The organism is Luteibacter sp. Sphag1AF, assembly GCF_014192715.1.
Classification (GTDB): domain Bacteria; phylum Pseudomonadota; class Gammaproteobacteria; order Xanthomonadales; family Rhodanobacteraceae; genus Luteibacter.
Genome location: NZ_JACHYH010000001.1, coordinates 1,093,068 through 1,116,360, shown reverse-complemented (window position 1 = coordinate 1,116,360; position 23,293 = coordinate 1,093,068). Strand labels below are relative to the sequence as shown.

The 23,293-nt window shown below is 63.5% G+C and carries 23 protein-coding genes; 8 read left to right on the top strand and 15 right to left on the bottom strand.

Annotated elements, in window-relative coordinates:
• Window positions 1-7 precede the first annotated feature (7 nt).
• From FHW69_RS05100 to FHW69_RS05080, 5 genes are all read right to left on the bottom strand, one after another.
• A complete protein-coding gene (locus FHW69_RS05100) occupies window positions 8-1,831 on the bottom strand; it encodes a phospholipase D family protein (protein WP_343203961.1) in 1,824 nt (607 codons plus the stop codon).
• 125 nt (window positions 1,832-1,956) lie between these two features.
• Complete coding sequence (locus FHW69_RS05095) at window positions 1,957-2,538, bottom strand: YceI family protein (RefSeq protein WP_255494511.1); 582 nt, start codon at window positions 2,536-2,538, stop codon at window positions 1,957-1,959.
• Complete coding sequence (locus tag FHW69_RS05090) at window positions 2,535-2,999, bottom strand: histidine phosphatase family protein (RefSeq protein WP_183421905.1); 465 nt, start codon at window positions 2,997-2,999, stop codon at window positions 2,535-2,537. The genes FHW69_RS05095 and FHW69_RS05090 overlap by 4 nt, the downstream gene beginning before the upstream one ends.
• A 66-nt stretch (window positions 3,000-3,065) precedes the next feature.
• Window positions 3,066-3,698: a division plane positioning ATPase MipZ gene (locus FHW69_RS05085; RefSeq protein ID WP_183421904.1), complete on the bottom strand. Its 633-nt coding sequence runs from the start codon at window positions 3,696-3,698 to the stop codon at window positions 3,066-3,068.
• 106 nt (window positions 3,699-3,804) lie between these two features.
• Window positions 3,805-4,827 carry a hypothetical protein gene (locus FHW69_RS05080; protein WP_183421903.1) on the bottom strand — a complete coding sequence of 341 codons (1,023 nt, stop codon included), beginning with the start codon at window positions 4,825-4,827 and terminating at the stop codon, window positions 3,805-3,807.
• Window positions 4,828-5,000: 173 nt separating this feature from the next.
• Here FHW69_RS05080 and FHW69_RS05075 point away from each other — a divergent pair, with 173 nt between their 5' ends.
• On the top strand, window positions 5,001-5,198 hold the full coding sequence (locus FHW69_RS05075) for an antitermination protein NusB (protein ID WP_183421902.1): 198 nt from the start codon (window positions 5,001-5,003) through the stop codon (window positions 5,196-5,198).
• 93 nt (window positions 5,199-5,291) lie between these two features.
• Here the strand turns inward: FHW69_RS05075 and speE are convergent, their stop codons facing one another.
• A complete protein-coding gene (gene speE / locus FHW69_RS05070) occupies window positions 5,292-6,143 on the bottom strand; it encodes a polyamine aminopropyltransferase (RefSeq protein ID WP_183421901.1) in 852 nt (283 codons plus the stop codon).
• 305 nt (window positions 6,144-6,448) lie between these two features.
• Here speE and speA point away from each other — a divergent pair, with 305 nt between their 5' ends.
• Window positions 6,449-8,338, top strand: coding sequence for an arginine decarboxylase (gene speA / locus FHW69_RS05065; RefSeq protein WP_183421900.1), 1,890 nt, complete (start codon window positions 6,449-6,451; stop codon window positions 8,336-8,338).
• A gap of 14 nt (window positions 8,339-8,352) precedes the next feature.
• Window positions 8,353-9,213: an NAD(P)-dependent oxidoreductase gene (locus tag FHW69_RS05060; RefSeq protein ID WP_183421899.1), complete on the top strand. Its 861-nt coding sequence runs from the start codon at window positions 8,353-8,355 to the stop codon at window positions 9,211-9,213.
• Window positions 9,214-9,216: 3 nt separating this feature from the next.
• Here the strand turns inward: FHW69_RS05060 and FHW69_RS05055 are convergent, their stop codons facing one another.
• The 4 genes from FHW69_RS05055 to dtd form a co-directional block, all read right to left on the bottom strand.
• Window positions 9,217-9,798 carry a hypothetical protein gene (locus FHW69_RS05055; RefSeq protein ID WP_183421898.1) on the bottom strand — a complete coding sequence of 194 codons (582 nt, stop codon included), beginning with the start codon at window positions 9,796-9,798 and terminating at the stop codon, window positions 9,217-9,219.
• Between the two features lies 1 nt (window position 9,799).
• On the bottom strand, window positions 9,800-10,315 hold the full coding sequence (locus FHW69_RS05050; protein WP_183421897.1) for a hypothetical protein: 516 nt from the start codon (window positions 10,313-10,315) through the stop codon (window positions 9,800-9,802).
• 244 nt (window positions 10,316-10,559) lie between these two features.
• Entirely contained in the window at window positions 10,560-12,419 is a 1,860-nt protein-coding gene (gene rpoD, locus FHW69_RS05045; protein ID WP_183421896.1) for an RNA polymerase sigma factor RpoD, read from the bottom strand.
• A 176-nt stretch (window positions 12,420-12,595) separates the two neighbouring features.
• Complete coding sequence (dtd, locus tag FHW69_RS05040; protein ID WP_183421895.1) at window positions 12,596-13,036, bottom strand: D-aminoacyl-tRNA deacylase; 441 nt, start codon at window positions 13,034-13,036, stop codon at window positions 12,596-12,598.
• 90 nt (window positions 13,037-13,126) lie between these two features.
• On the opposite strand from dtd, the gene FHW69_RS05035 reads away from it, so the two are divergent.
• Window positions 13,127-14,008 (top strand): lipid A biosynthesis acyltransferase, encoded by an 882-nt coding sequence (locus FHW69_RS05035; RefSeq protein ID WP_183421894.1) that lies wholly within the window; start codon window positions 13,127-13,129, stop codon window positions 14,006-14,008.
• 19 nt (window positions 14,009-14,027) lie between these two features.
• On the opposite strand, the gene FHW69_RS05030 is transcribed toward FHW69_RS05035, so the two are convergent.
• The 4 genes from FHW69_RS05030 to FHW69_RS05015 form a co-directional block, all read right to left on the bottom strand.
• Window positions 14,028-14,348, bottom strand: coding sequence for a tetratricopeptide repeat protein (locus FHW69_RS05030; protein WP_183421893.1), 321 nt, complete (start codon window positions 14,346-14,348; stop codon window positions 14,028-14,030).
• The gene (locus FHW69_RS05025) at window positions 14,345-16,297 is read right to left on the bottom strand and encodes a glycosyltransferase family 39 protein (RefSeq protein WP_183421892.1); all 1,953 of its coding nucleotides are present in this window, start codon (window positions 16,295-16,297) and stop codon (window positions 14,345-14,347) included. Before FHW69_RS05025 ends, FHW69_RS05030 begins: the two co-directional genes overlap by 4 nt.
• A gap of 110 nt (window positions 16,298-16,407) precedes the next feature.
• Window positions 16,408-17,448 (bottom strand): CDP-glycerol glycerophosphotransferase family protein, encoded by a 1,041-nt coding sequence (locus FHW69_RS05020; RefSeq protein WP_183421891.1) that lies wholly within the window; start codon window positions 17,446-17,448, stop codon window positions 16,408-16,410.
• A gap of 3 nt (window positions 17,449-17,451) precedes the next feature.
• Window positions 17,452-18,267: a glycosyltransferase family 2 protein gene (locus tag FHW69_RS05015; RefSeq protein ID WP_183421890.1), complete on the bottom strand. Its 816-nt coding sequence runs from the start codon at window positions 18,265-18,267 to the stop codon at window positions 17,452-17,454.
• A 161-nt stretch (window positions 18,268-18,428) separates the two neighbouring features.
• On the opposite strand from FHW69_RS05015, the gene FHW69_RS05010 reads away from it, so the two are divergent.
• The 4 genes from FHW69_RS05010 to FHW69_RS04995 are packed head-to-tail and all read left to right on the top strand — an operon-like array spanning window position 18,429 to window position 22,457.
• A complete protein-coding gene (locus FHW69_RS05010) occupies window positions 18,429-19,721 on the top strand; it encodes an O-antigen ligase family protein (RefSeq protein WP_183421889.1) in 1,293 nt (430 codons plus the stop codon).
• A 38-nt stretch (window positions 19,722-19,759) separates the two neighbouring features.
• Window positions 19,760-20,698 (top strand): UDP-glucuronic acid decarboxylase family protein, encoded by a 939-nt coding sequence (locus tag FHW69_RS05005; RefSeq protein ID WP_183421888.1) that lies wholly within the window; start codon window positions 19,760-19,762, stop codon window positions 20,696-20,698.
• Window position 20,699: 1 nt separating this feature from the next.
• Window positions 20,700-21,617, top strand: a complete 918-nt coding sequence (locus FHW69_RS05000) for a glycosyltransferase (protein WP_183421887.1) — start codon at window positions 20,700-20,702, stop codon at window positions 21,615-21,617.
• Between the two features lie 6 nt (window positions 21,618-21,623).
• Window positions 21,624-22,457 carry a glycosyltransferase family 2 protein gene (locus FHW69_RS04995; protein WP_183421886.1) on the top strand — a complete coding sequence of 278 codons (834 nt, stop codon included), beginning with the start codon at window positions 21,624-21,626 and terminating at the stop codon, window positions 22,455-22,457.
• A 14-nt stretch (window positions 22,458-22,471) separates the two neighbouring features.
• On the opposite strand, the gene FHW69_RS04990 is transcribed toward FHW69_RS04995, so the two are convergent.
• Window positions 22,472-23,290 (bottom strand): glycosyltransferase, encoded by an 819-nt coding sequence (locus FHW69_RS04990; RefSeq protein ID WP_183421885.1) that lies wholly within the window; start codon window positions 23,288-23,290, stop codon window positions 22,472-22,474.
• Window positions 23,291-23,293 lie beyond the last annotated feature (3 nt).

Sequence of the window (23,293 nt, the reverse complement as noted above, 5' to 3'; positions counted from 1 at the left end):
TCGTCCGTCAGAGAATGCCTGCGGCGGACGAGCCGAAGGCGGTAATCATGCGGGTGTAGATCAGCTTCAGCGAGACGTCCACTTCCGGGAAGTCACCCACCGGCGTGTAGCACTCGAAGAACTTCTCGTCGGTCCAGCGCATCGGGATGCACCCCGGTTTCAGGTCGTAGCTGGTGGCGTAACGGAATGGCCACAGATCGAAGAAGGGCAGGCGTTCGGAAACATTGCCGATGGCTTCGTTGATCTGTGACAGCACTCCGAGGGTTTTTTCGCGCGGCCCGATGACCCAGGCGCGGTCAGGGCCGGTGTCCTGCATGATCGACTGGCGCAGCCGATCCGCGAAGCGCTTGTCGTAGATGATGACGCCCGACTCGGTGTTGTAGTGATCCGAACGCGGGTCGAAGTTGTGCGAGCCCACCATCGCGAACGTGTCGTCGATGACGATGGACTTGGCGTGCAAGCCGATGCGCACGCCTTCCGTCAGCAGTGGCGCCGGCCGGTTGCGGGCGCCACGACGCGACCGGCGACCCGCGGCCAGCAGGCCACTGCTCTCGCTGGGCGCGCTCAGCGTCTCTGTGCGGCGGTCGCGGCCGCCGCTTCCACTACCGCTGCCCATCGTGGCCAGATACGGCGGAGGCGCGCTTGCAGCGCCGTCAGCGGTGTCGCCATCGCTGCTGACCGGATGCGGCTTCATCTCGTAAATCTCGAACCCGTACGAGTCCAGGTAACGCTTGCGATGCTTGTACGACATCGCGTACACGGCGAAGGCGTCGGTGGAGGCCAGTGAGTTGGTGGACACGATGACGCGGGGCGGCTGAGCCCGGTCGTGAATGTCCTTGAACACTTTGCGCGCGGGCTTGCTCAACACCAGATACGGTGTTTGCAGCACGATTTCCGTCCTGGCATTGCGCATCAGGCCCATCAGGTGACGGGTGAGTGCGCGTGCCTCGCGAAGCTTGGGCTCTTCCGTTTTGCCGGGCAGGTCGGACTGATATTCCACGCGGTTCATACGCAGGGCATCGCGTGCGATGTGGGTGTCCAGCCAGTCTTTGTCGTCCGACTCCTGCAGCAGGCGGGTTACGCGTGCCGGGTTCTCGTAAATCGGGGGCGTCCAGCGTAACTGGCCCTCGTCGTCCGAGGTGATGGCGCGGTTGACGTCGCGCAGATGCGTCAGCGGCACCGAGCGCGGGTGTTCCCAGAACAGATTGAAGCTCGCGGCCATGCTCTGGGCAACCGGGCCGCCGACCATGACGTCGCGGTCGATGTAATCGAAGCTGCCGTCCCAGTCGAAGTAGCGATCTTCGTAGTTCCGGCCGCCGGTGATGCCCACCAGACTGTCCACCAGAAATAGCTTGTTGTGCATGCGCTGGTTGAATTTGTAGAAGCAGCACAGGATGCCCGCGGCAAATTCCAGCGGCGGGGTGCGCGCGCTTTGAAACGTGGGGTTGTACAGGCGGATCTGCATGTTGTCGCTGGCGCGTGCCAGCCTGGCCAGCAGGGTGGCATCGCGGAACGAGAACAGCTGGTCGGCGAGGATGCGCACCTGCACGCCGCGCCTTGCGGCCTTGATGAGTTCGTCCAGCACCAGATTGCCGGCGTCGTCCTGTTCCCAGATGTAGGTCTGCACGTCGATGGAGCGGCGGGCGGCGTGAATCAGGTTGACGCGGGCGGCCAGCGCGGTTTCGCCATCTTCCAGCAACACAGCCAGATGCACGGGGCGTTCGGTGGTGGAGGCGGACACCGCTTCTTCGGCGCCGGCGATCAGCGGAGACGGTGTGGCGCAGTGGTCCGGCTGGTCGCAGGTCTGTTCGCGGTCCACGGTCTGGCCCACGACGACGTCCGCCCGATGGATTTGCGCGCGCGACAGCGAGCACCCTCCGAGAAGCGCGGCGGTGACAAGGACAAAAACAATAACGAGTTGTCGCATCGCCGCATGATAGGGGACAGCGAGGGCAATCAGGGAGTTGGATTCGTGACCGGCAACGTCACGACGATCACCATGCCGAGGTTGACGCGGTCGGACAGCGCGCCCCTGCGTCCCTGCATGCCGAAACGCGTGCGGTCGATGATGCCCTGAACCTGGATGGTGCACTCACGCATGGTCGCCGGGTCGCAGGGGCTTGCGATCAGGCGGAAGTCCACTTCGTGGGTGATGCCGCGAATGGTGAGGTTGCCGTGCAATGTGCCGCCATGGATCAGCGATTCCAGTGGCGTGGGTGCGGAGACGAAAAGAATTTGCGGGTAATGCACCGCATCGAAGAATTCGGGCGCCAGAACCCAGCGGCGCAGTCGCGCCGATTCCATGCGAATGCTTTCAGCGTCAATGACGGCGTTGACGATGGCGGTTTCTTTCGTGTGGTCGACCGAGACATCACCGCGGATGTTGTCGAACACGCCGGAGACGGTACTTACCCAGAGCAGTCGCACACCGAACTCGGCGTGTGACTTGTCCGGATCAATGCGCAGGTCGGCGGCGCATAGCGCCACCGACCACATCAGCAGAACCGCCGGGACGAGATGGCGGATGACCCGTTTCAAGGCGACCAGAACGCGTCCAGTGTGGCGACGCCGGGTTCGATCGAGCCTTTCTTGTGGATCGTTAGCCGGGCCAGGCCGCCGGGCGGCATGCCTCGGTAGTCTTCCGAGCGGCCGTCCACCAGCAGGGCGACGAGTTGTTCGATACCGGGGTTGTGACCCACCAGAACAACGCGGCCGACGCCATGGTGCTTGTCGAGCACGGCCATCAGGTCGCCGGGGGTGGCGTCATAAATATCGTCGACCAGTTCGGCCTCGCTGTGTGGGAGGGCGAGGATGGCGGTTTCGCGGGTGCGTGTGGCCGGGGAGCACAGCACGCGGTCAATCTGCACATGGTGTTTGACCAGCCAGTCATGGGCTGCGCGGGCTTCTTTCTTGCCGTGCTCGGTCAGTTTTCGCGAGCGGTCGTCTTTGCCCTCCGGGGGCTCGGCCTCGGCGTGACGCAACAGGATGAGTTCGTGCATGGTGTTGCCTCCTGCAAGCCGCGCGGGCGCGGCGGAATCGTGTCGCGCGGGTTCGGAGCATAGGCCTCAACCATGACGCTTTATCCAGCGCAGCAGTTTGGCCCAGTCCTCCTGATGTCCGCGCACCTGTTCGGAGTGATAGTCGAAGATGCCTTTACCGAGCCCTGTGAGCAAGACGTACGCCTGAGAATCGCGTAGTTCCGCAACCACAGGGAAGGGGGCGCGCTCCGCAAGCTCTGTCAGGGAATTCTGGCTGGCGTTCGTCCAGGGCTTCAGGCGGTTGCCTACCAGCCCGACGGGCAGCTTCCCGCGCTTGATGCGGCCGATGCCGCGCAGCATGTGGAGGAAGTCGAGTGTGGCCTCCAGATCGAAGCCGGATGGCAGCACGGGCACCAACAGGACGTCGGCTTTGTCGAGGTAAGGTTCCAGATCGCGCTCGGTGACGCCGGCAGGCGTATCGACGATGACGCGTTCGGTGTTGTCGGGCACGCGGTCGAACGCTTTGCGGCTGCCTTCGACGGCGGCCACGGATGGGCTGTTCTCAGGGCGTCTTCCGGCCCAGCGCAGGCTGGACTGCTGCCTGTCGGCATCCACGATGGCGGTGCGTTTGCCAGCCTGGGACCAATAGGAGGCCATCTGGGTCACCAGTGTGGACTTGCCACAACCACCCTTGCTGCTTGCTACCACCGTCGTGAGCATCGGCTGTCACCTTCCCCGAACGATGGTCCAAGGCTAACCCACCCGTGCGGCCGATGGCGAGGTGGAAACGACGCTGCGGCGTTATGGCCGCAGCGTCGCCAGGCGATCAGCTTTCTGCTTTGGCCGGTTCCCAGCCAGCAGGCGCTTCGGCAGGGATGCCGTACGCGCGAAGAGCGGAAAGGACCACGCTCATTTCGGTGCCACCCGTACGGGCGAGCGCCAGGAGCTTCTGTGCGGTGACCTTGTCGCCCTGGCCCTGCATGGTGAGCTGGGCAAAGCGCTGCATCTGCCACACGAGGTTCTGGCGAGCGACTCTGGCGCCCTGCTGCTGAGCGGCGTCGGTGGACAGCGTTTCACGCAAATGCAGGCCCAGCGAGCGGCCGAGCGGGCTGCTGCCCCATTCCAGTACCTTGGCCAGCTTCAGGCAGTCGGCCGTAACGCCGTCGTCGGACTTGTTGTCTTCACAGAAGCGCGCGGTGACCTGGAAGCCGGGCATGGGCTGAGCGGCGCCCAGGCCGTACACCAGCACCATCTGTACGCCAGCGGCGCCCGCGCCCTGCAACGGGCTGAAGGTGTCCGCAGGTGGGGGCAGCTGACTCACCGAATTGGCGAGCGCTTTCAGGCTGTTGCCCATGTAGTCATCGTAGAGTTTGGCGCTGGCCGCGCGGGTCAGGTCAGCGCGGACGCTGTCCTTGTTGCCCGCGTGGTCGTCAACGGCAAGCTTCAGAAGCCACACGGCGGCGTTGTCCGGGGCCTGCTGCTCCAGCTTGGCCAGGGCGTCGGTATTGGGGCAGTCACCGCTCTTGTTGCTGCAATCGGCCAGCTGCGCCCAGGTGACGGCCGGGCCGGCGTCCTCGTTGCGCGAGGCACGCTCAAGCAGGGCGTGGTAGCTGAGTACTTCCGGAGTGCCGGTCAGAGGGCGGGCCAGCAGTGCTGCGGCCAGCAGGGGCTCCGCATCCGTGCGCAGGGCAATGACCGACGCAAGATCGCGCTGGAACTGCAGCAGCGCCTTGGTCTGGTCTTTGGCCGGAGCCTTGGAGGTTGCCGGCGCCGCCTTGGGCGTTGCGGCAAATACGGGAAGCGATAACGCGGCCATCAGGGCCAGAGTTGCAACGCGCCATCCGCGCATGGGGCCATCTCCGTCACAAAAGGGTAAGGATACGGCTATCGCATGAACGGAACGTGGGTGACGAACCGTGCGATGTCGTAACGTCTTGCTACTATCGGCGTTCACGTCGGGGGACGTGCAGCCTTGGCCGACCCCGCGCTCATATCAATCCTGCGACAGAACAGGAGAACACGATGGAACAATTAGCGCTGATCGCCAGCGACCGGGGTGGCTGGCTTGCTGGCTGGGGCACGTTGATGTTGGTCAACGCGGGCCTGGCACAGGGCAAGAATCGTAGCGGGCTGGTGTGGTTTCTGCTGTCAGCTTTGCTCGGGCCAATCGCTACGCTGATTCTGGTCGTGCTGCCCAGGGTACGGGCCAAGATGTTCTGATCGGCCGTTGCGCCGCCGCGAAGGGATGGCGCACATGCGGGTTTCCATGGAAAAACCGCCCCATGCGGGGCGGTTTTTCTGCTGCGCGGGGGCTTATTCGCCCAGCGCTTCGCGCATGAACTCAGGCTGCGCAAGCGCGCCCTTGTGGATGTCGGCGTTGTAGTAGCGGGTCGGGAAGTTCTTGCTGAGGGCACCGCGCTCGCGGAAGCCGGACAGGTCGCCACCCTTGCGTGCCATGGTGCAGCTCCACCAGCCGGTGGGGTAGCACGGCTGCGGGAAAGGCAGGGTTTTCACCGCCTGGAATCCCGAGGTGCGCATGGCCGAACGCATCGCCTTGATCAGTTCGACGTGGGCCAGCGGTGATTCGGACTGCTGCACGAGGATGCCGCCGTGGCGCAGGGCCTTGTAGCAGCTGGCGTAGAACGCGGCGTTGAACAGGCCTTCGGCAGGACCGACCGGGTCGGTGGAGTCCACGATGATCAGGTCGAGCGATTCCGGCTCGGCGTCCGCCATGTACTTGATGCCGTCGATGAACAGCAGCTCGGCGCGCGGGTCGTTGTTGGAGTCGCACAGTTCCGGGAAGTACTGCTCGGCGAGGCGGGTCACGCGCTCGTCAATCTCGACCTGCACGGCCGATTCCACTTCCTCGTGCTTGAGCACTTCACGCAGCGTGCCGCAGTCGCCGCCACCGATGATGACGACGCGCTTGGCGCGGGCGTGGGTGAACAGCGCCGGGTGGGTCATCATTTCGTGGTACAGGAAGTTGTCCCGGCCGGTCAGCATCACGCAGCCGTCGATGACCATCAGGTTGCCCCAATCGGTCGTCTGGTAGATCTCAATCGTCTGGAACGGCGTTTTTTCAGCATGCAGCAGGCGCTCGACGCGGAAACCAATGGAGGAGCCGGAGGCCTGAAAGGCTTCGGTGAACCAGCTGAGCTGCGACATGACGCTGTTCCTGGGGATCGTGTAGGGACGGAATTGTCTGATTGTACCGGCTATCGGGCGCGTACGCCGTTCCCGGCGATACCTGTTCTTTGAGCGGCTACCCGTACGGGGTGCTACGCACCCGTCATCATCGGCTATTACAATAGGCGGTCTGTCAGGCGCTCCGGCGCCGACGGGCCCTGTCTGGTTGGCCCCGCGGCGTGCGAGGCTCCCGGCCGCCAGACACGCTTCAGGTCAAGGTTCGCCGCTGCGACTGCTTCTGGCCCCCAGGGGGCACGACCATTTTGCAAGGAGATCGGACGCTTATGGCGACCTGGAACATCGAACGCGCGCGACAGACCTACGCGATTCCCCACTGGAGCAACGGCTACGTAGACGTTGCCGCCAATGGCAATCTTCTGATGCGCCCGCGCGGCGAAGAGGGTCCGTCACTGGATCTCTCGGACATCGTGAACGAGGCGAAGGCCCAGGGTTTGCGCCTTCCGCTGCTTGTGCGGTTCCCTGACATCCTGGCCGACCGGCTGGCCCGCCTGCAGCAGGCGTTTGCCAAGGCGATCGACGATATCGAGTACGCCGGCAGCTACACGGCCATCTACCCGATCAAGGTGAATCAGCAGCGCGGCGTCGTCAGCGAGCTGGTGGCTGCCGGCGAGCAGGGATTCGGTCTTGAAGCCGGCTCCAAGCCGGAGCTGATGGCGGTGCTGGCGCATGCCCGCCCGGGCAGCATGGTGGTGTGCAACGGCTACAAGGACCGCGAATACGTGCGTCTGGCCCTGATCGGCCTGAAGCTGGGCCTGCGCGTGCACATCGTGATCGAGAAGCTTTCGGAGCTGGATCATGTGTTTGCCGAGGCCAAGGCGCTCAACGTCGAGCCGCTGCTCGGCGTGCGCGTGCGTCTGGCTTCCATCGGTGCCGGCAAGTGGCAGAACACGGGCGGGGACAAGGGCAAGTTCGGCCTCAGCCCCGGTCAGGTGCTGGAACTGATTTCCCGCCTGGATGCCGCCGGCCTCAAGCACACGCTGAAGCTACAGCACTTCCACATGGGTTCGCAGATTTCCAACGTGCGCGACATCGCCGCAGGCATGCGCGAAGCCGTGCGCTACTTCGTTGAACTGCACCGCCTCGGCGTCGGTATTGAAGTGGTGGACGTGGGCGGCGGCCTGGGAGTGGATTACGAAGGCACCCGTTCGCGCAGCTACAACTCCATCAATTACAGCCTCGGCCAGTACGCTGCCAGCATCGTTCAGCCGCTGGCTGAGGCGGTGGCCGAGTACGGCATGCCCGCACCGGTGATCTTCACCGAGTCCGGCCGCGCCATGACCGCGCATCACGCCGTGATGGTGGTCAACGTCAGCGAAGTGGAAGCCGTGCCCGCGGGCGCCATTCCGCCGGAACGCGATGGCGAGCCCACCGTGCTTCGCCACCTGCGCGAAACCCACGCGGAACTGGACTCGCGTCCGCCGCTGGAGCTGTTCCACGAAGCGCAACATCACTTTGCCGAAGGTCAGGCGCTGTATGCGCTGGGCCAACTGGATCTGGAAGACCGCGCGCGCCTGGACGACCTGTTCTATGCCATCGCCAATGCGGTGCGTCCGCGCCTGCTGCCGGCGGAGCGTGCGCATCGCCAGGCACTGGATGATCTGGACGAGAAGCTGGTCGACAAGTACTTCGTGAACTTCTCGGTCTTTGAGTCGGTGCCGGACATCTGGGCCATCGACCAGATCTTCCCGATTGCGCCGATCAACCGCCTGAACGAAGAACCCACGCGTCGCGGTGTCATCGCCGACCTGACCTGCGATTCGGACGGCCGTATCGACCACTACGTGGACGCCGAGGGCGTGGACGTGAGCCTGCCGTTGCATGAGCTGCGCGCCAACGAGTCGTATCGCCTTGGCATCTTCATGGTGGGCGCCTATCAGGAAACACTGGGCGACATTCACAACCTGTTCGGCGACACGGATGCGGTGAACGTGCGTGCGACTGACGAGGGCTATGAGTTTGCCCATATCCGTCGCGGTGACACGACCGACCTGATGCTGGACTACGTGGGTTACGACCTGAAGGCACTTCGCCAGTCGTACGCCGACCGCCTCGCCGCCGCTGGCATTGGGGGCACGGAAGGCGAGCAGCTGTACGCTGCACTGGACGCCGGGCTTACGGGTTACACCTACCTCGCCGAACATACCGGCCCCTGACCGCGGACAAGTACATGACCATCAAAGCAGCCTTTATCGGCCTGGGCGCCATGGGTGCGCACATGGCTGGCCATCTGAACGATAAGGGCCTGCTGGCCGCCGTTGGCAACCGGACGCAGTCCAAAGCCGATGACCTCGCCGCGCAATGGCAGGTGGCTGCGCCCGATGCGGCAGGCATTGCCGCATCGTGTGACGTGATTGCACTTTGCGTGAGTGCGGACGCCGATGTGATCGGTGTGGTGGATGCGCTGGCGCCCTCGTTGAGGAAGGGCGCCATCGTGATTGATCACTCGACGGTGGCGCCTGCTACGGCAAAGCGCGTGGCGCGGCGTCTCGCGGAAGTCGGCGCCCACTTCCTCGATGCGCCGGTCTCCGGCGGTGTGGAAGGCGCGAAGAACGGAAAGCTTTCCGTGATGGTGGGTGGCGACGCCGATGTTCTTGAACGGGCCATGCCGGTGCTGGAAGCCTATGGTGCGCGTATCACCCACATGGGCCCGGTGGGTGCAGGGCAGGCCACCAAGGCCGTGAATCAGGTACTGGTGGCCGGCATTGCGCAGGCGGTGACCGAAGGCCTCGCACTCGGCGAAGCCCTGGGTCTGGAAGCGGATCGCCTGATTCCCACGCTGGCCGCTGGCGCTGCGGGCAACTGGTTCCTCGACAGGCGTGGCGCCACGATGCTGCGCAACGAGTTCTCGGTGGGCTTCAAGCTGGCGTTGCTGCACAAGGATCTGGGCATTGTCCGTGGCATCGCGGACGAAGCCGGCACTGATCGCAGCGTCATCGAGAAATCGCTGGCCGACTTTGCCGAACTGAAGGCGCAGGGCTATGGCGATGACGATATCTCTGCACTCATTCGGTTGAAGCGCACTCACTGATCGTCAATACCGATCGTTGATGGGCAGCCTCAGGGGCGTGCGGACGACGATGGCAGCGGCGATGCGTTCAAAGTACTCCGTGAATCGCCCGTTGTAAGTGGCGCGGATTTCGTCCGGCGACGCATGACGGGAGCCCATCCATTCGTGCACGCCGTTGTTCACGCAATACAGAAACATGCGGCCGCTGCGGAGTTTGAGCAGGGCAATGGCATGGCATCTTTGTTCAAACTGAAGAATCAGGATCGTCGCCACGTTGTGTGGTGAGCGCAGCGCGCGGGCGAGATGTTTCGGGGGTTCTTCATACGTGGTGAAGCAGTGGGATGAGCGAAGACTCCACTCCACCACCGACGCGCCGTACTTCCACGGATTGACGTCGAACGTCCACACGCGGTCGTAGTGCCGCTGATACACCGCGGCGCGACGCGCTGCCACCACATCCAGATGCCGCACGGCGCCGGACATGATGTCGGTCACCCAATGCACTGCGCCACCCATGCACATCCCCCTCTCCACGTGATGCACCATTTTCATCAGCGCAGTGATGTGCTGGTGCGCATCGTTGTTTTCCACGACAGGACGGAACATGTCAGGCGATGCCGTTGATGGGGAGGGTGTTGCGCGTCGTGCAGATGATGCCCTCCGTGACGGTGCGGAATTCCTGCCGGGAAAGCTCGTTGTACTCGCGCATCAGGTCCCGCACCGAGTTGGCGGGTGAGCAGACCCATTCGTGCACACCTACGTTGATGCAGTAGAGGAAGCGACGACCGCTGCTCGTTCGCATCAGCGCAACCGAATGGCTGGATTTGCTGTTGGCGAACCCCAGAAGAGCGCCTGTGTTGCCGGGCATGTAAAGCGCGGCATCCATGGCCGGTACCGCTGTTTCAAACGTTGTTGTGCAGCCATAGGGCATGAGGAAGTGCTGCACGGCGCGGTAGACGCTGCGAATGCCCTTCGATGGCGGGGCGATGTTTTCGTAGTACGCCTGGTAGTGGATGGCGCGTAAGGCGGTGACAAGTTCGAAGGTGTCTGTCTTGCCGCACATCAGGTCCATGAGCCAGTGCGCCGTGGCACCCAGGCACGCACCTTTCAGGCCCCGTGACATGACCCTGTCCATAAGATGCACGCGATACATGCGTGGTGGTATTTGAATTGGCTTGAACATCGTTCGCTCCGTGAACATGGGCGCGTGAGAATAGGCTCAGCGGTCCTGATGCAATGCGGAGGGCGTCACGTTCTGTGTTGAGCAAATTCGTAGTGCACGCCTGTCACGTGCGGGCTGGCCAGAATGTCACACAAAAAACGCCCGCTTTCGCGGGCGTTGTTCTTGTCTGCCTTGTCGAAACCGATCAGTCGATATCGAGGAACGAGCGCAGGGTTTCCGAGCGGCTGGGGTGACGCAGCTTGCGCAGGGCCTTGGCTTCGATCTGGCGGATGCGCTCGCGGGTGACGTCGAACTGCTTGCCGACTTCTTCCAGCGTGTGATCCGTATTCATGTCGATGCCGAAGCGCATGCGCAGCACCTTGGCTTCACGCGGGGTGAGGCCGGCGAGCACGTCGCGCACGGTTTCCATCAGGCCGGTTTCCGTGGCCGACTCGATGGGCGAGCTGGCGTTGGTGTCTTCGATGAAGTCGCCAAGATGCGAATCTTCGTCGTCGCCGATCGGGGTTTCCATGGAGATCGGCTCCTTCGCGATCTTCAGGACCTTGCGGATCTTGTCTTCCGGCATCTCCATTTCCTTCGCCAGTTCTTCCGGCGTCGGCTCGCGGCCGAACTGCTGGAGCATCTGGCGGGAGATGCGGTTGAGCTTGTTGATCGTCTCGATCATGTGCACCGGAATGCGGATGGTGCGGGCCTGATCGGCGATGGAGCGCGTGATGGCCTGGCGAATCCACCACGTGGCGTACGTGGAGAACTTGTAGCCGCGGCGGTATTCGAACTTGTCCACGGCCTTCATCAGGCCGATGTTGCCTTCCTGGATGAGGTCGAGGAACTGCAAGCCGCGGTTGGTGTACTTCTTGGCGATGGAGATGACCAGGCGCAGGTTGGCCTCGACCATTTCCTTCTTCGCGCGACGGGCCTTCGCCTCGCCGACCGACATGGCGCGGTTGATTTCCTTGATGTCGGTGAGCGGCAGGTACAGCGTGCGCTCGATCTGGGCCAGCTTTTCCTGCTCGCCGTCGATGACTTCGCGGAAGTTCTTGATGTTCGGCGACCACTTCTGACGCTTGCGCGACAATTCGGCAGCCCACTCGAGGTTGCCCTCGTTGCTCGGGAACGTTTTCAGGAACTCGGCACGCGGCATCTTCACCTGCTTGACGAAGATGTCCATGAGCAGGCGCTCGTGGTGACGGATGTCGTTCACCACTTCGCGCAGCTTGCGCACGAAGCTGTCGATGAGGGCCGACGGGAGCTTGAGCTTGAGGAATGCTTCCGACATCTGCTCGCGAACTTTCGCGACCTTCTTGTCGTTGATTTCAGCCTTCGGTGCGGACTTCTGGAATTTCTGGTGGAGCGCGCGCAGTTCTTCCATGCGGCGCTTCACTTCTTCCGGGTCCGGGCCGCTGGGGCCGGCTTCTTCTTCGTCGCCTGCCGCCTCGGTGTCGTCTTCGTCTTCCACATCTGCGTCATCGGCAGGCGGGAGTTCGGCGGCGGCTGCCTGGGCAGCGTCAGCGGCTTCTTCCAGGTCGGCAAAGCCGGCCAGGATTTCGCTCAGGCGGCGCTTGCCCTCGACGTGCTGGTCGTACTCTTCAAGCAGCAGCTGGATGGTCAGCGGGAAGCTGGCCAGGGCGGTCTGAACCTGGTTCAGGCCTTCCTCGATGCGCTTGGCGATGGCGATTTCGCCTTCGCGGGTCAGCAGTTCAACCGTGCCCATCTCGCGCATGTACATGCGGACGGGGTCGGTGGTGCGGCCGACTTCCGCGTCGACAGCGGACAGCAGCGCCACGGCTTCTTCAGCTGCCGACTCGTCGTCGGTGCTGGTGCCGGGTGCCGCGCCATCTGCGATGGTGTCGGTGTCAGGGGCGGAGTCGTGCACTTCAATGCCGACGCCCTTGAGCACCGCCATGATGTCTTCGATCTGCTCCGGGTCGACGATGTCGTCCGGAAGGTGGTCGTTGATCTCGGCATAGGTCAGGTAGCCCTGCTCCAAACCCTTGGAGATGAGCTGTTTGATTTCCGACTGCTGCTCGTGAGCTTTATTAGTCATGCCGACCGCCGCGGGTTACAGGAACCGATCAGTATAGTCATTTGATGATTTTTTGACCAGTTTTCAAGTGGATCGGCCTCCGCGCACCAACGCAAGAATCGCGCCAGATGGCCGCATGTGGCCGGACGCGCCACGTGGGCGGGAGGGGAAAGGGTGGCTTGCCTGCCATGCATGGTTCAACGCACTTCCAGACGGAAAGTGACGGGGCCGTCGTTGACCAGGTGAACTTTCATATGGGCACCGAACTGGCCGATTTCCACCCCCGGGTGGGCCTGGCGGGCCAATTCCACCAGTCGATCGAACCACCGGCGGCCGTGTTCGGGCGGTGCCGCAGAGGTAAAGCTCGGGCGCATGCCCTTGCGGGTGTCGGCCGCCAGGGTGAACTGGCTGACCAGCAGCAGGCCGCCACCGGTCTGGCCGAGGCTGAGGTTCATGCGGCCTTCTGTGTCCGAGAACACCCGATAGCCCAGCAGCCGCTCCAGCATGCGGACGCACTGGGTCTGGCCATCGTCGGGCTCGACTGCCACAAGGGCAAGCAAGCCCGGGCCAATGGCCCCCACCGTCTGGTTTTCTACATCGACGCGCGCGGAGTCGACCCGCTGGATCAGTGCAATCATGGGGTGCTGTAACGGCGAGGTGGCCCACAGCTTAACGGAAGGGCGCGCGCGGGGAAGGGGGATCTGTCGCGCATGCCCTAAACTGTGTGGATGCGTCCGGACATCTACCTCGTTTATCTCCTTCTGCGGCTCGTGAGCCTGACCCCTTTGCGCACCGTTCATGCCGTCGGTGCGGCTATCGGGCGGTTTTCGCTGCGTCGTGGCACCCGCGCCTCGCGGTACACGGCGGTCAATCTCCGGCTCACCCGCCCCGACCTCACCGACACTGCGCAGCAGGAATTGCTGACGCGGACGATGGAGGAAAGCGGCAAGTCCGTGACGGAGATGGCCAGTATCTGGGGCGCCGGCGCCCCACGTGCGCTGAAGCTGATCCGCGACGTGCGTGGCGTGGAACTGTTTGATGCGGCGCTGGCCTCCGGGAAGGGAGTCATCATCGCCGCGCCGCACCTGGGCTGCTGGGAATTGCTCAACTACTGGCTGTGCAGCCGCACGCCGATGGCCATCCTGTATCGGCCGCCCCGCATCGCCGCCATTGAAGCCCTGTTGCGCAAGGTGCGTGGAGCGCTGGCGCCGGAGCAGGTGCGGGCTGAGGGTGCGGGCGTGCGGGCGTTGTACAAGCGTCTGGCGGCCGGCGGGTCGGTGGGCATTCTTCCGGACCAGAAACCCCGCGAAGGCGAGGGCGAGTTCGCGCCGTTCTTCGGCGTGGACGCGCTCACTGGCGTTCTCCTGCCCCGCCTGGCAGCCAGGACGGGGGCGACTGTTCTGTTCAGCTTTGCCGAGCGGCTGCCTGACGGGGCGGGTTACCGCATTCACATCCTGCCCGCGCCGGAAGGACTGGCCAGCAACGATCTGAAGGTGGCGTGCGCTGCGCTGAACCGTGGTGTGGAGGCGTGCGTGGAGCGGGCTTTTCCGCAGTACCAGTGGCACTACAAGCGCTACACGGCGGGCGACCGGCCGAGCCCGTATCGCTGATCCGGTGTCCGGCTTGCGGTTACTGGCCAGGAAGCCGACGCAGGAACACGGTCATTTCTTTCTCGGCCTGCTTGTCGCCGCGGCGTACCGCCGCTTCGATGCCTGAGGTCCAGGCGGCGGCAGCGCCGGGTTCGTCGTTTGCCGCCAGCAACGCTTTGCCCAGCAGCTTCCACGCGGCCGAGTACGTCGGGTCGAAGCGCAGGGCTTCGCGAAATTCGTCCGCCGCCTCGGCATAACGGCTGAGTCCCAGCAGCGTGTTGGCGATGGAGAACCGCAACAGGGCGCCATCGCGGACGCCGCCGGTCTGGGCGCGAAGCCGGTCGAGCATGTCGTCGTTCAACGCACCACCTTGTAGCGCCAGTAGTCGGTGGGATACATGAGCGTGGGCTGCCTCGGGTCAGGCGGCACCCGGCCTGCGCGGAGCGCTGCCAGGGTGCGCGCGTCCCAGATCAGCAGCCAGCTGGAAAACGCCGGTTGGACCAGGCGCGCGTAGCGCAGGTCGGTCGGGGTCAGTTTGCTGGCGTAGGAGACGACGACGCCATTGGGGCTCTTGCGTGCAAATTCGTACAGGCTGTCGCCATTGTGCGGCGTGTTGTCGTCATCGTCGTCGTCAGGCGCATCGTTTGATGCGTTGCCGCTTTCGTTGATACGCACGATGGGATGCATCAGCCGCCCGGCGAAGTGGTACTGGCCGTTGTAACCGCGACCAAGGTTCGCGATGGGCTGGCCTGCCGCGTCGGCTGCGCTGAGGTAGCGTGCCGCCGGGTGGAAGTCGTAGTTGTGCCAGGCGCCCAGCGTCCACAGGGCATTGATGGCCACGGTGCCGATCAGGCCGGCGAAGGCCAGACGTCGCATTTCGCCGCGTCCGTGCAGAAGCAGGAGTGCGCCCAGCACGACGAACACCACGGCGAAGAAGCGCGCGTAGGGCGCGAGGTCCACGACCCATACGCCGGTCAGGTGTCCATGCGCCACCAGGGTGGGCATGGCGAACAGGGCCGCTGCCAGGACAAATCCGCCCACGGCGAGCGGCCAGGTGCCCAGCAGATAGCGCGAGGCCATCCGGGGGTGGTGTTCGCGCAGGTGAGCCACGCCTGCCGCGATCAGCATGACGGCGCCCCCGAATTCCGGCAGCACGTAGTAAGCCTGCTTGCCGGTAATCAGCGAGAAGACCAGCAGGGTGGGCAGCAGCCAGCACAGCAGCATGCGCACACCCGGCTCAAGCGGCTGGCCAAGCAGGGCGATGAACAGCGGCAGGATGAATGCGATGACCAGTATCTGGGGCAGCCCGTTGGGCACACTCAGGTGAGCCAGGCCAATCACAAGCAGGGCGACGCCGGATATCGCCGACAGGGCGAGCGCGGGCGCGACCAGGCGGTTCCACGGGCGCTGGAACAGCATGCCGGGAACACCGACGACGGCACGCAGCCAGCCGATGGCCGGGAACAGGAGGGCCGGCAGCCACAGCAGGTAAGTCCAGGCCGGGCGCGCGTGATTCTGCAATGCGTGAGCGTGTGCACCATCCACAACCCGACCGGCGGTCTGGGTGAAGAAGAGGCGCTGACGGTATTCATCGCCCCCCGCGAAGCCGGCCGGGATGGCCCATGCAAGCAGCAGGGCGAGGCCAAGGAGGATGCCCAGCAGGCCAAAGCCGTACCAGCGCGCCTTGTTCTGACGTGCCCAGTCGTTCCACAGCGGCCCCAGAAGAAGGGGGAATACCACGTGGACCAGCATCACCGGTCCCTTGGTGAGCAGGCCCGCGCCCACCAGCAGGCCGAACAGCCACCAGCGCGGTTCAGCCCGACGGCGTGTGGGCGTCAGGCACAAAATGGCGCCCAGCACCCAGACGGACAGCAGCACCTCATACATGATCTGCTGGCCGAACAGAAAGGCGTACGACAGCGACATCAGCAACCAGGGCGTAGCGCGAGCCACCCACGGACGGGTGGGGAACATGCGCGCCGCGAGCACGGTAGCCAGCACAAGCTGGATGCCGCCAAACAGCACTTCGAGCACGCGCGGCCAGATGTCGTTGACGCCGAAGACGAACCAGCCCGCATGGATGAACCAGAACAGCAGCGGCACCTTCTCGCTGTACGGGGCGCCGTTGATGTAGGGCACCAGCCAGTGACCGTGCGCCCACATTTCCCATGCCACGGCGAGCGTCCGCGTGGAGAACATCGGCATCGGGCCATGCGAGAAAATGGCCAGAAGGGACATCGCGGCCCACAAAGGCAGCCAGGGCCAGAGGGCGCGAAGGTGTTCGGAGCGGGTAAAGGCGCTGGCGGGCAAGGGTCTCGTCACCGTTTTCTAGTGTGGGTCAGTCTAAACGCTTGAAGGTGCATATCGCTTACGACGTGCAACTGCGTACCGCGGCGGCCGTCAATGGACGGTGCAGGGGTTCAGGCCGGGCCCCAGTAACCGATGCGGCGACGGATCTTGAGCTTGCGCCAGAAATTCATGGGCTTGCGTTTGCGGCTGCGCCCGCCAGCCGCGATGAACCGGTCGATGGCGTCCAGCACCCGCTCACTCGAATGGCCATCCCGGTAGGGGTGGATCGAATCGGCGTAGTCGCGGATGGCCTTCATCAGCTCGGGCGGACGGGAAAGTGCTTTCTCAATTGCCGGCTCGAACTGCGCCGGATCGTCGATGTCGATCAGCTGCGGACCCGGCCGGCGATTCTTGAAGGTGACCACGGGCTTGCCCGTGAGCAGGAATTCGTTGAGTGCCGAGGAGGTGTCCGAGCACATCATGTCGACCTGACCGAACAGATCCAGGATGTTGTCGTCGTCGGCGAAGCGCAGGTGCTCGTTTTGCAGCGCGCGGAATTTCGCCGTGGTTTCCGGGTTCATCTTCGGATGGAAGGTCACGATCCAGCGATAGCGGCCATCGCGGGACATCTGCCGGACCTTGTCGTACAGGATTTCAGCCGCGCTCCACGAGGGCGAGAACGTGGAGTGGTACAGGATCACCGGCGGCTGGCGCACGGGCGGCACCGGCCCTTCGCCGATTTCCTTCATGAAGGGATCGAGCTTCGGCCAGCCGGTTTCCATCACCGTGAAGTGCCCCACCTTGCTGGCGATGTCGCCGAAGGCCTTCGTGTCGCGGGGGCCCGTGGTGCAGTACAGGTCGAAGAAACCACGGATATAGATATGCCGGGGCTTGCCGGCATCGAAACCATGGAAGGTCTCAACCTTCACACCCGGGAAGAAATGCGGCACCGCATTGCTGGAAGTGACCACGGCGATGGGGTTGAAATGCCGGACCTCTTCGGTCGTGCGCAGCCAGGTTTCGCCAGCCACCAGGTCTTCGCCACCGGGGCCGTCGAAGAACCACGCCGCCTCATCACCGCGCGCCCGGATGGCCTCCTGAAGCGGGCGAAGAATCGCCAGCGCGTAGCGCTCCGAGCCATAAAGGAGGTAATGCTTCTTTTTATCCGGCATGAGTCAGCGATCAATCTTGTGGCGGGTGAGGGCGGCCTTGGCCATGCGTACCGAATCGGGGTTGTTGCGCATTTCGTAGTAGCGCATGCGCTTGTACAGGGCATAGCTGGCCGCGGTCTGCGCGATCATGAAGCCGCGCCAGCCGTCCAGAAAGGCCAGTCGGAACAGATAGTCCTTGATAAAGGCCAGGAAGAAAACAAACGGCGCCTGCCACATGCGAACCGGCTTGCCCTTGTCCAGCCAGTCGATGCACTTGAGCTCCGAGTAGCGAAGCACCTTGAGCTGCTTGTGCACGAGAGTGGGGTTATTGGCGTGGTTGAACGGTGTTTTCATCACCGGCGCCGAGCCTTCGTAGCGCAGCGACTCATGCACCCGCACATCCGCCCAGCGGGCGCGGGCACGGTGGTAGATGCGCGCCATCTTTTCGCCCATGGCGGGCCGGTACCAGCGCATGGGGCGGCCCATGTACACAGTGCTGCGGCGAAGGATGATGGCGGGGCTGTTGCCCGCCATCAGGGCCGGAAGCTTTTCGGCGAGCTCCGCGGCCAGGCCCGGAGACAGGTATTCGTCAGCGTCCAGCGCCAGAATCCAGTCGTGGGTGCAGTGCGTGGCGGCCGCGTTGCGCTGGGGGCCGAAGCCCAGCCAGTCCTGATGAACCACCCGGGCACCATGCGCCTGCGCTACGGCTACCGTGTCGTCCTCGCTGCCGCTGTCGATCACGAGTTTTTCCGCCGCGAACGGCACGCTGTCCAGGCAACGGGCGATGTTCTCGGCCTCGTTGTGGGTGATGACGACGAGGGTGATGGGGAGCGTGGGCATGTCGTGTATTCTAGCTACAGGGCATCCCGAATGTGATTTAGTGGATTGAATTCGTGGCAGGTTTTCGTGGTCGGCTGGTTTTCAGGTCAGATCCCGCAGTATGTGCGCCGCAATATCCACTTTAAAATGAGCCACTTGATCTACGGAGTTGAGCGTCGGGAATGTCTGTCCGTATGAGTGATCCGGTTCCTTCGCCGCAGGGAGTCAAGCGCGACCTGGCGGACGCGCAAGGGACGACGCGCATTTCAGGCACGACCGTCGCCGACATGCTGACCTCGCTCCGTCGCGATCCATGGCGTTTCGTGCTCGGTTTTGGCGTGCTGTGGCTCCTGCTCGGCATGGTCGTCATGCCCGCTGGCGCGTCGTTCAATCCGGGCAAGGCCTATCAGGGCAGCCTGATTGTGCTGATGTACCTGCCAGCGCTTTGCCTGGCCTTTGCGCATCGTGGCCGCCTCTGGCGCCGTCTCTGGCCCCTGCCGCTGTTTCGCGTGTTCCTGCTGATGCTTGCGTGGGCAACGGTGTCGCTGGCGTGGGCCGCCCTGCGCCGACCCGGTGATGAGCTAGGGCGTCTGCTCAGCGTGATGACCTTTGTGCTGGCCTGGCAGATATGGGACGCCGACACCGACGACTACCCCAATGCGCTGCTTTTCGTGGGCGGCATGGGCGTGGCGCTGTGTGCGGGTTTCTATTGCGTGCTTTTCCTGCTGCACCCGGACCCGTCCGAGCGCATCTCGGGCGACGGGACCATCGCCACTACGAATTACGCCGCTGCGCTGATGGGCGCGGTGGTCATCTGGCTGACCCAGCTGCGCCTGCCGATGCGCACGCTGTCCGCGCTGCGCTGGCTTGCCATCCTCGCGCTGCTGGCCTTTGTGGGCATGACCCATACCCGCGGCGTGTGGCTGGCGCTGGGTGCCTGTGTGGTGCTGGCGCCTCTGTGGCAGTCGATGCGGCTGCGTCACTGGCTGATCGCCATCGGTCTTCTGGTGCTGGCCGTAGCCATCGCGATTCCCACGCACCTGCTGACCGAGCGCGGCACGTCGCTGCGCCCGCAGTTGCTGGAGCAATCGCTGCTGCAAATCGCGCAGCACCCCTGGCTGGGTCAGGGGCAGGGCACGCCCATCTCGCTCTGGGTCGCCGGCCAGGTCTATACGCACAGTCATAACGTGCTGAGCCAGGTGCTGCTGGAACTGGGCATTCCCGGGCTGGCACTCACCCTCGCGCTGTGGTTCCTGACAGGCTGGCAGGGCTGGCGTCAGCGTCACGAATTCCGGGGCAGAATCCTGCTGGGCCTCTGGGTGTATGCCTCGGTCGTTCTGCAGTTCGACATGCCGCAGTTGCTGGACAGCCCCCGGCCGGGCTGGATTCTCGTCTGGCTTCCGGTGTCCCTTGCCGTGGCTCTCGCTCTTCGCAAGCGCGAAGCGGGCAGCCCGGATATCATTCCCGGTAATTAACAACCCGCCGTGTTCGCTCACGGCTTCGAGATGGTGTAATGAGCAGAGTTCTTGTGACCGGTGGTGCCGGCTTTCTTGGGTCGCACCTGTGTGATCGACTGATCCGTGATGGCCACGAAGTGCTGTGCGTCGACAATTTCTATACGGGCAGCAAGCAGAACATCGCTCACCTGCTGGGCCATAGCCAGTTCGAGATGATGCGCCACGACGTCACGTTCCCGCTGTACGTCGAAGTGGACCGCATCTTCAATCTGGCCTGCCCCGCATCGCCTGTTCACTACCAGTACGATCCGGTTCAGACGACCAAGACCAGCGTGCATGGCGCCATCAACATGCTGGGTCTGGCCAAGCGGCTGAATGCCCGGATCCTTCAGGCGTCTACCAGCGAAGTGTACGGTGACCCGGAAGTCCACCCGCAGCAGGAAGGTTACTGGGGCCGCGTCAATCCGATCGGCATCCGCAGCTGCTACGACGAAGGCAAGCGCTGCGCCGAAACGCTGTTCTTCGATTATTACCGTCAGCACGCGCTGGCGATCAAGGTCGTGCGCATCTTCAACACCTACGGCCCGCGCATGCATCCCAATGACGGGCGCGTGGTCAGCAACTTCATCGTGCAGGCGCTGAAGGGCGAAGACATCACCATCTACGGTGATGGTCAGCAGACGCGCAGCTTCTGCTATGTGGACGATCTGATCGACGCGATGACGCTCATGATGGAGACCGACCCCGACTTCCCCGGCCCGGTAAACATCGGCAATCCGCACGAGCACACCATCCGCGAGCTGGCTGAAAAAGTCATCGCGATGGTCGGCGGCAAGTCGAAGCTCATCTTCCAGCCGCTGCCGCAGGACGATCCGCGTCAGCGTCAGCCTGATATCTCTCTGGCCCGCGAAAAGCTGGGCTGGGAGCCGAAAGTGCACATTGACGATGGCCTGCGCGAAACCATCGGCTATTTCCGCCATATGCTGAGCCAGTGACATGGCGCAACTGACGTTCTCGGTTGTCGTTACCAATTACAACTACCGCGACTTCGTCGTTGAGGCAGTCAACAGTGCACTGGCCCAGAGCCGCGCGCCACTGGAAGTGATTGTTGTCGACGATGGTTCGACGGATGGCTCGCTCGAACTGCTTGGCGAGCACTATGGGAACGATGCGCGCGTTCGCCTGATCACTGGCCCCAATGGTGGCCAGCTAGCCGCATTTCAGCGGGGATTGGCGCAGGCTGCTGGCGACGTCGTGTGCTTCCTGGACGCGGACGATCGCTGGAGTACCCACTATCTGCGCGAGCTGGCAGCGGTTTTCGACACCCGTGCAGACATCGACTTCGTGTTCTCGGACGTGCAGCTGATTGGCAACGAGAGCGGTCGCCAGGGATATGCCGACGAAGCGCAGGACATCGGGTATACCGTGCTTGCCACCTGGGTGCGCGGACACTGGTACGGTGCTCCCACCTCCGCGCTGGCGTTGCGTCGCACGCTGGCCAATCGCGTGCTGGATCTGCCGCCGGACTTCGTGGCGCAGTGGCGTATTTCCGCCGACAACTGTCTGGTGTTTGGTGCAAGCGTGCTGGGCGCGAAGAAATATTTTCTTCCGACCGGACAGGTCGATTACCGCATTCACGGGCGTAACGGCTGGTGGCACGATCAGAAGAAAGCGGGCGAGTTTCTTGCGAAATTCCGTTCGCGCAGCCTGATCAACTTCTACGCTGACCGCATGCATCTGGACGTCCATACGCTGGATCTGGTCAAGCAGGAGTTCAAGTCCCGGGCGCGCCCTGACTGGAAGGAAGCCTGCATGTATGCCGACATTGCACTGCGTGGCCCTGCCACCTGCTGGAAGCGTCTGCAGCGTGCGGTGGCGATTCTTGCCCATGGCATGCGCGGTGGAAAGAAGTAAGCCCGCATGAAAGTCAGCCTCGTCGTCCTTACCTACAACTGGCCCGATGCGCTTCGTGTCGTGCTTGACAGCGTGGCGGCGCAAAGCACGCTGCCGGACGAGGTGATTGTGGCCGACGACGGCTCAGCCGCGCAGACGGCCGAGCTGGTAGCAGGCTTTGCTGCACGCTTCCCCGTACCGCTTCGCCATGTGTGGCAGGAAGACGCCGGCTTCCGTGCAGCGCGTGCGCGAAACCGCGGGTTCGCTGCTGCGCGGGGCGATTACGTGATCCTCATCGACGGCGACATGCTTCTGCATCGCGACTTCGTCGCCGATCATCTGATGCTGGCTGAGCGTGGCCATTTTCTTCAGGGTGGTCGCCTGAAGGTCACGGATGCAGAGACGGCGCGACTGTTGTCCGGTGGCAAGCCCGTGTTTGCGCCGTGGATTCCCGCTGATTTCAACGTCTTCGATGGAACCCGTCGCCTGTACGCGTTCCATCAGCCGATGCTTGCGCGCTGGAAGGCACGCAAGCGCAATGGCGGCCGCGTGATGAGTTGCAACATGAGCTTCTGGCGCGACGATCTTCTGCGTGTGAACGGCTTCGACGAGCGCATGGAAGGCTACGGCGCGGAAGATCGTGAGCTGGCGGCGCGCCTTGGTAACGCGGGTGTGAAGCGGCGTCAGCTCAAGTGGGCGGCGCTGGCGCTGCATCTTGAGCACGCATCGCGTGCCCAGCCCGATGTCAACGACATGAGTCTGTCGAACAACAGGCTGTTTCGTGACACGGTGGAGCAGCATATCGTTCGCTGCGAACGCGGCATCGACGGACATCTGGCCGAGTTTGGCGCGGCACGCTGAGTCATTGCCGGGTGTCAGTTCAGTGCGACAAGCGCTTCCTGCAAACGTGCGGGGAATGAGGCGCGATTGTCTTCAAACCATTGCCTGGCTGCCTGCCCCAGTGCGGCGGTGGTTTGCTCGTCCATGGACAGGCAGTGCTCAATGGCTGCTTCCATGGATGCATCGTCGAACGCATAAAGCGTGGCCAGATCCTGCGTACCGCCCTGGCGTGCGGCAACCAGCACCCCTCGCTCTGGTGTGACCAGTTCATTCATCGGGGCGGCGTCAAGCGTGATCACCACGGCACCGCAGCTCATTGCCTCGGCGATGTAGTGTCCATAGCCCTCGGTTTGCGAAGGACACAGGTGGAAACGGTGTTCGTTTTGCATGCGGCGATAATCGTCGTCGCTGATGTGTTCGCGTAGCAGCGTGACGTTGGGCGGGACGGTATCGAGGTTTACGCGTTTGCGTCGCCACACGACGTTAAGCATGGGCCATTCAGGATGCTTCGCCCACAGCCGGAGCAGCGCCTGTGTGCCTTTATTGCCACTGCGCCCGGGGCCATGGAAAAAGGCGTGCTTTCGTGGCACGTCCAGGCGCTGGCGATCTTCACTGTCAAAGCCAATGAAGTGCGTTTCGACGCCGAGCGCTTCAAACAGATGAGCCGCGTGACGCGTCTTTACCCACACCGCATTCATGTCCTTGAGCGCAGCGCGGTCCTCCGGACGAAAGTATTCGGGGTTGGGTATGAGCACATTGCGCATCGCGGCCCGCAGGTACTCGGGGCGAATGCGCTCCAGCATCAGGTTCAGGTCGAATGCGGGCGCGCGACGACTCCATGCCAGCCGCGTCATCCA

Excerpts from the sequence above, each read along its gene's own strand:
- FHW69_RS05090 (WP_183421905.1), bottom strand. The coding sequence starts at position 2,999 with ATGCACGAACTCATCCTGTTGCGTCACGCCGAGGCCGAGCCCCCGGAG.
- FHW69_RS05085 (WP_183421904.1), bottom strand. The coding sequence starts at position 3,698 with ATGCTCACGACGGTGGTAGCAAGCAGCAAGGGTGGTTGTGGCAAGTCC.
- FHW69_RS05080 (WP_183421903.1), bottom strand. The coding sequence starts at position 4,827 with ATGCGCGGATGGCGCGTTGCAACTCTGGCCCTGATGGCCGCGTTATCG.
- FHW69_RS05075 (WP_183421902.1), top strand. The coding sequence starts at position 5,001 with ATGGAACAATTAGCGCTGATCGCCAGCGACCGGGGTGGCTGGCTTGCT.
- speE (WP_183421901.1), bottom strand. The coding sequence starts at position 6,143 with ATGTCGCAGCTCAGCTGGTTCACCGAAGCCTTTCAGGCCTCCGGCTCC.
- speA (WP_183421900.1), top strand. The coding sequence starts at position 6,449 with ATGGCGACCTGGAACATCGAACGCGCGCGACAGACCTACGCGATTCCC.
- FHW69_RS05060 (WP_183421899.1), top strand. The coding sequence starts at position 8,353 with ATGACCATCAAAGCAGCCTTTATCGGCCTGGGCGCCATGGGTGCGCAC.
- FHW69_RS05055 (WP_183421898.1), bottom strand. The coding sequence starts at position 9,798 with ATGTTCCGTCCTGTCGTGGAAAACAACGATGCGCACCAGCACATCACT.
- FHW69_RS05050 (WP_183421897.1), bottom strand. The coding sequence starts at position 10,315 with ATGTCACGGGGCCTGAAAGGTGCGTGCCTGGGTGCCACGGCGCACTGG.
- rpoD (WP_183421896.1), bottom strand. The coding sequence starts at position 12,419 with ATGACTAATAAAGCTCACGAGCAGCAGTCGGAAATCAAACAGCTCATC.
- dtd (WP_183421895.1), bottom strand. The coding sequence starts at position 13,036 with ATGATTGCACTGATCCAGCGGGTCGACTCCGCGCGCGTCGATGTAGAA.
- FHW69_RS05035 (WP_183421894.1), top strand. The coding sequence starts at position 13,127 with ATGCGTCCGGACATCTACCTCGTTTATCTCCTTCTGCGGCTCGTGAGC.
- FHW69_RS05020 (WP_183421891.1), bottom strand. The coding sequence starts at position 17,448 with ATGCCGGATAAAAAGAAGCATTACCTCCTTTATGGCTCGGAGCGCTAC.
- FHW69_RS05015 (WP_183421890.1), bottom strand. The coding sequence starts at position 18,267 with ATGCCCACGCTCCCCATCACCCTCGTCGTCATCACCCACAACGAGGCC.
- FHW69_RS05010 (WP_183421889.1), top strand. The coding sequence starts at position 18,429 with ATGTCTGTCCGTATGAGTGATCCGGTTCCTTCGCCGCAGGGAGTCAAG.
- FHW69_RS05005 (WP_183421888.1), top strand. The coding sequence starts at position 19,760 with ATGAGCAGAGTTCTTGTGACCGGTGGTGCCGGCTTTCTTGGGTCGCAC.
- FHW69_RS05000 (WP_183421887.1), top strand. The coding sequence starts at position 20,700 with ATGGCGCAACTGACGTTCTCGGTTGTCGTTACCAATTACAACTACCGC.
- FHW69_RS04995 (WP_183421886.1), top strand. The coding sequence starts at position 21,624 with ATGAAAGTCAGCCTCGTCGTCCTTACCTACAACTGGCCCGATGCGCTT.
- FHW69_RS04990 (WP_183421885.1), bottom strand. The coding sequence starts at position 23,290 with ATGACGCGGCTGGCATGGAGTCGTCGCGCGCCCGCATTCGACCTGAAC.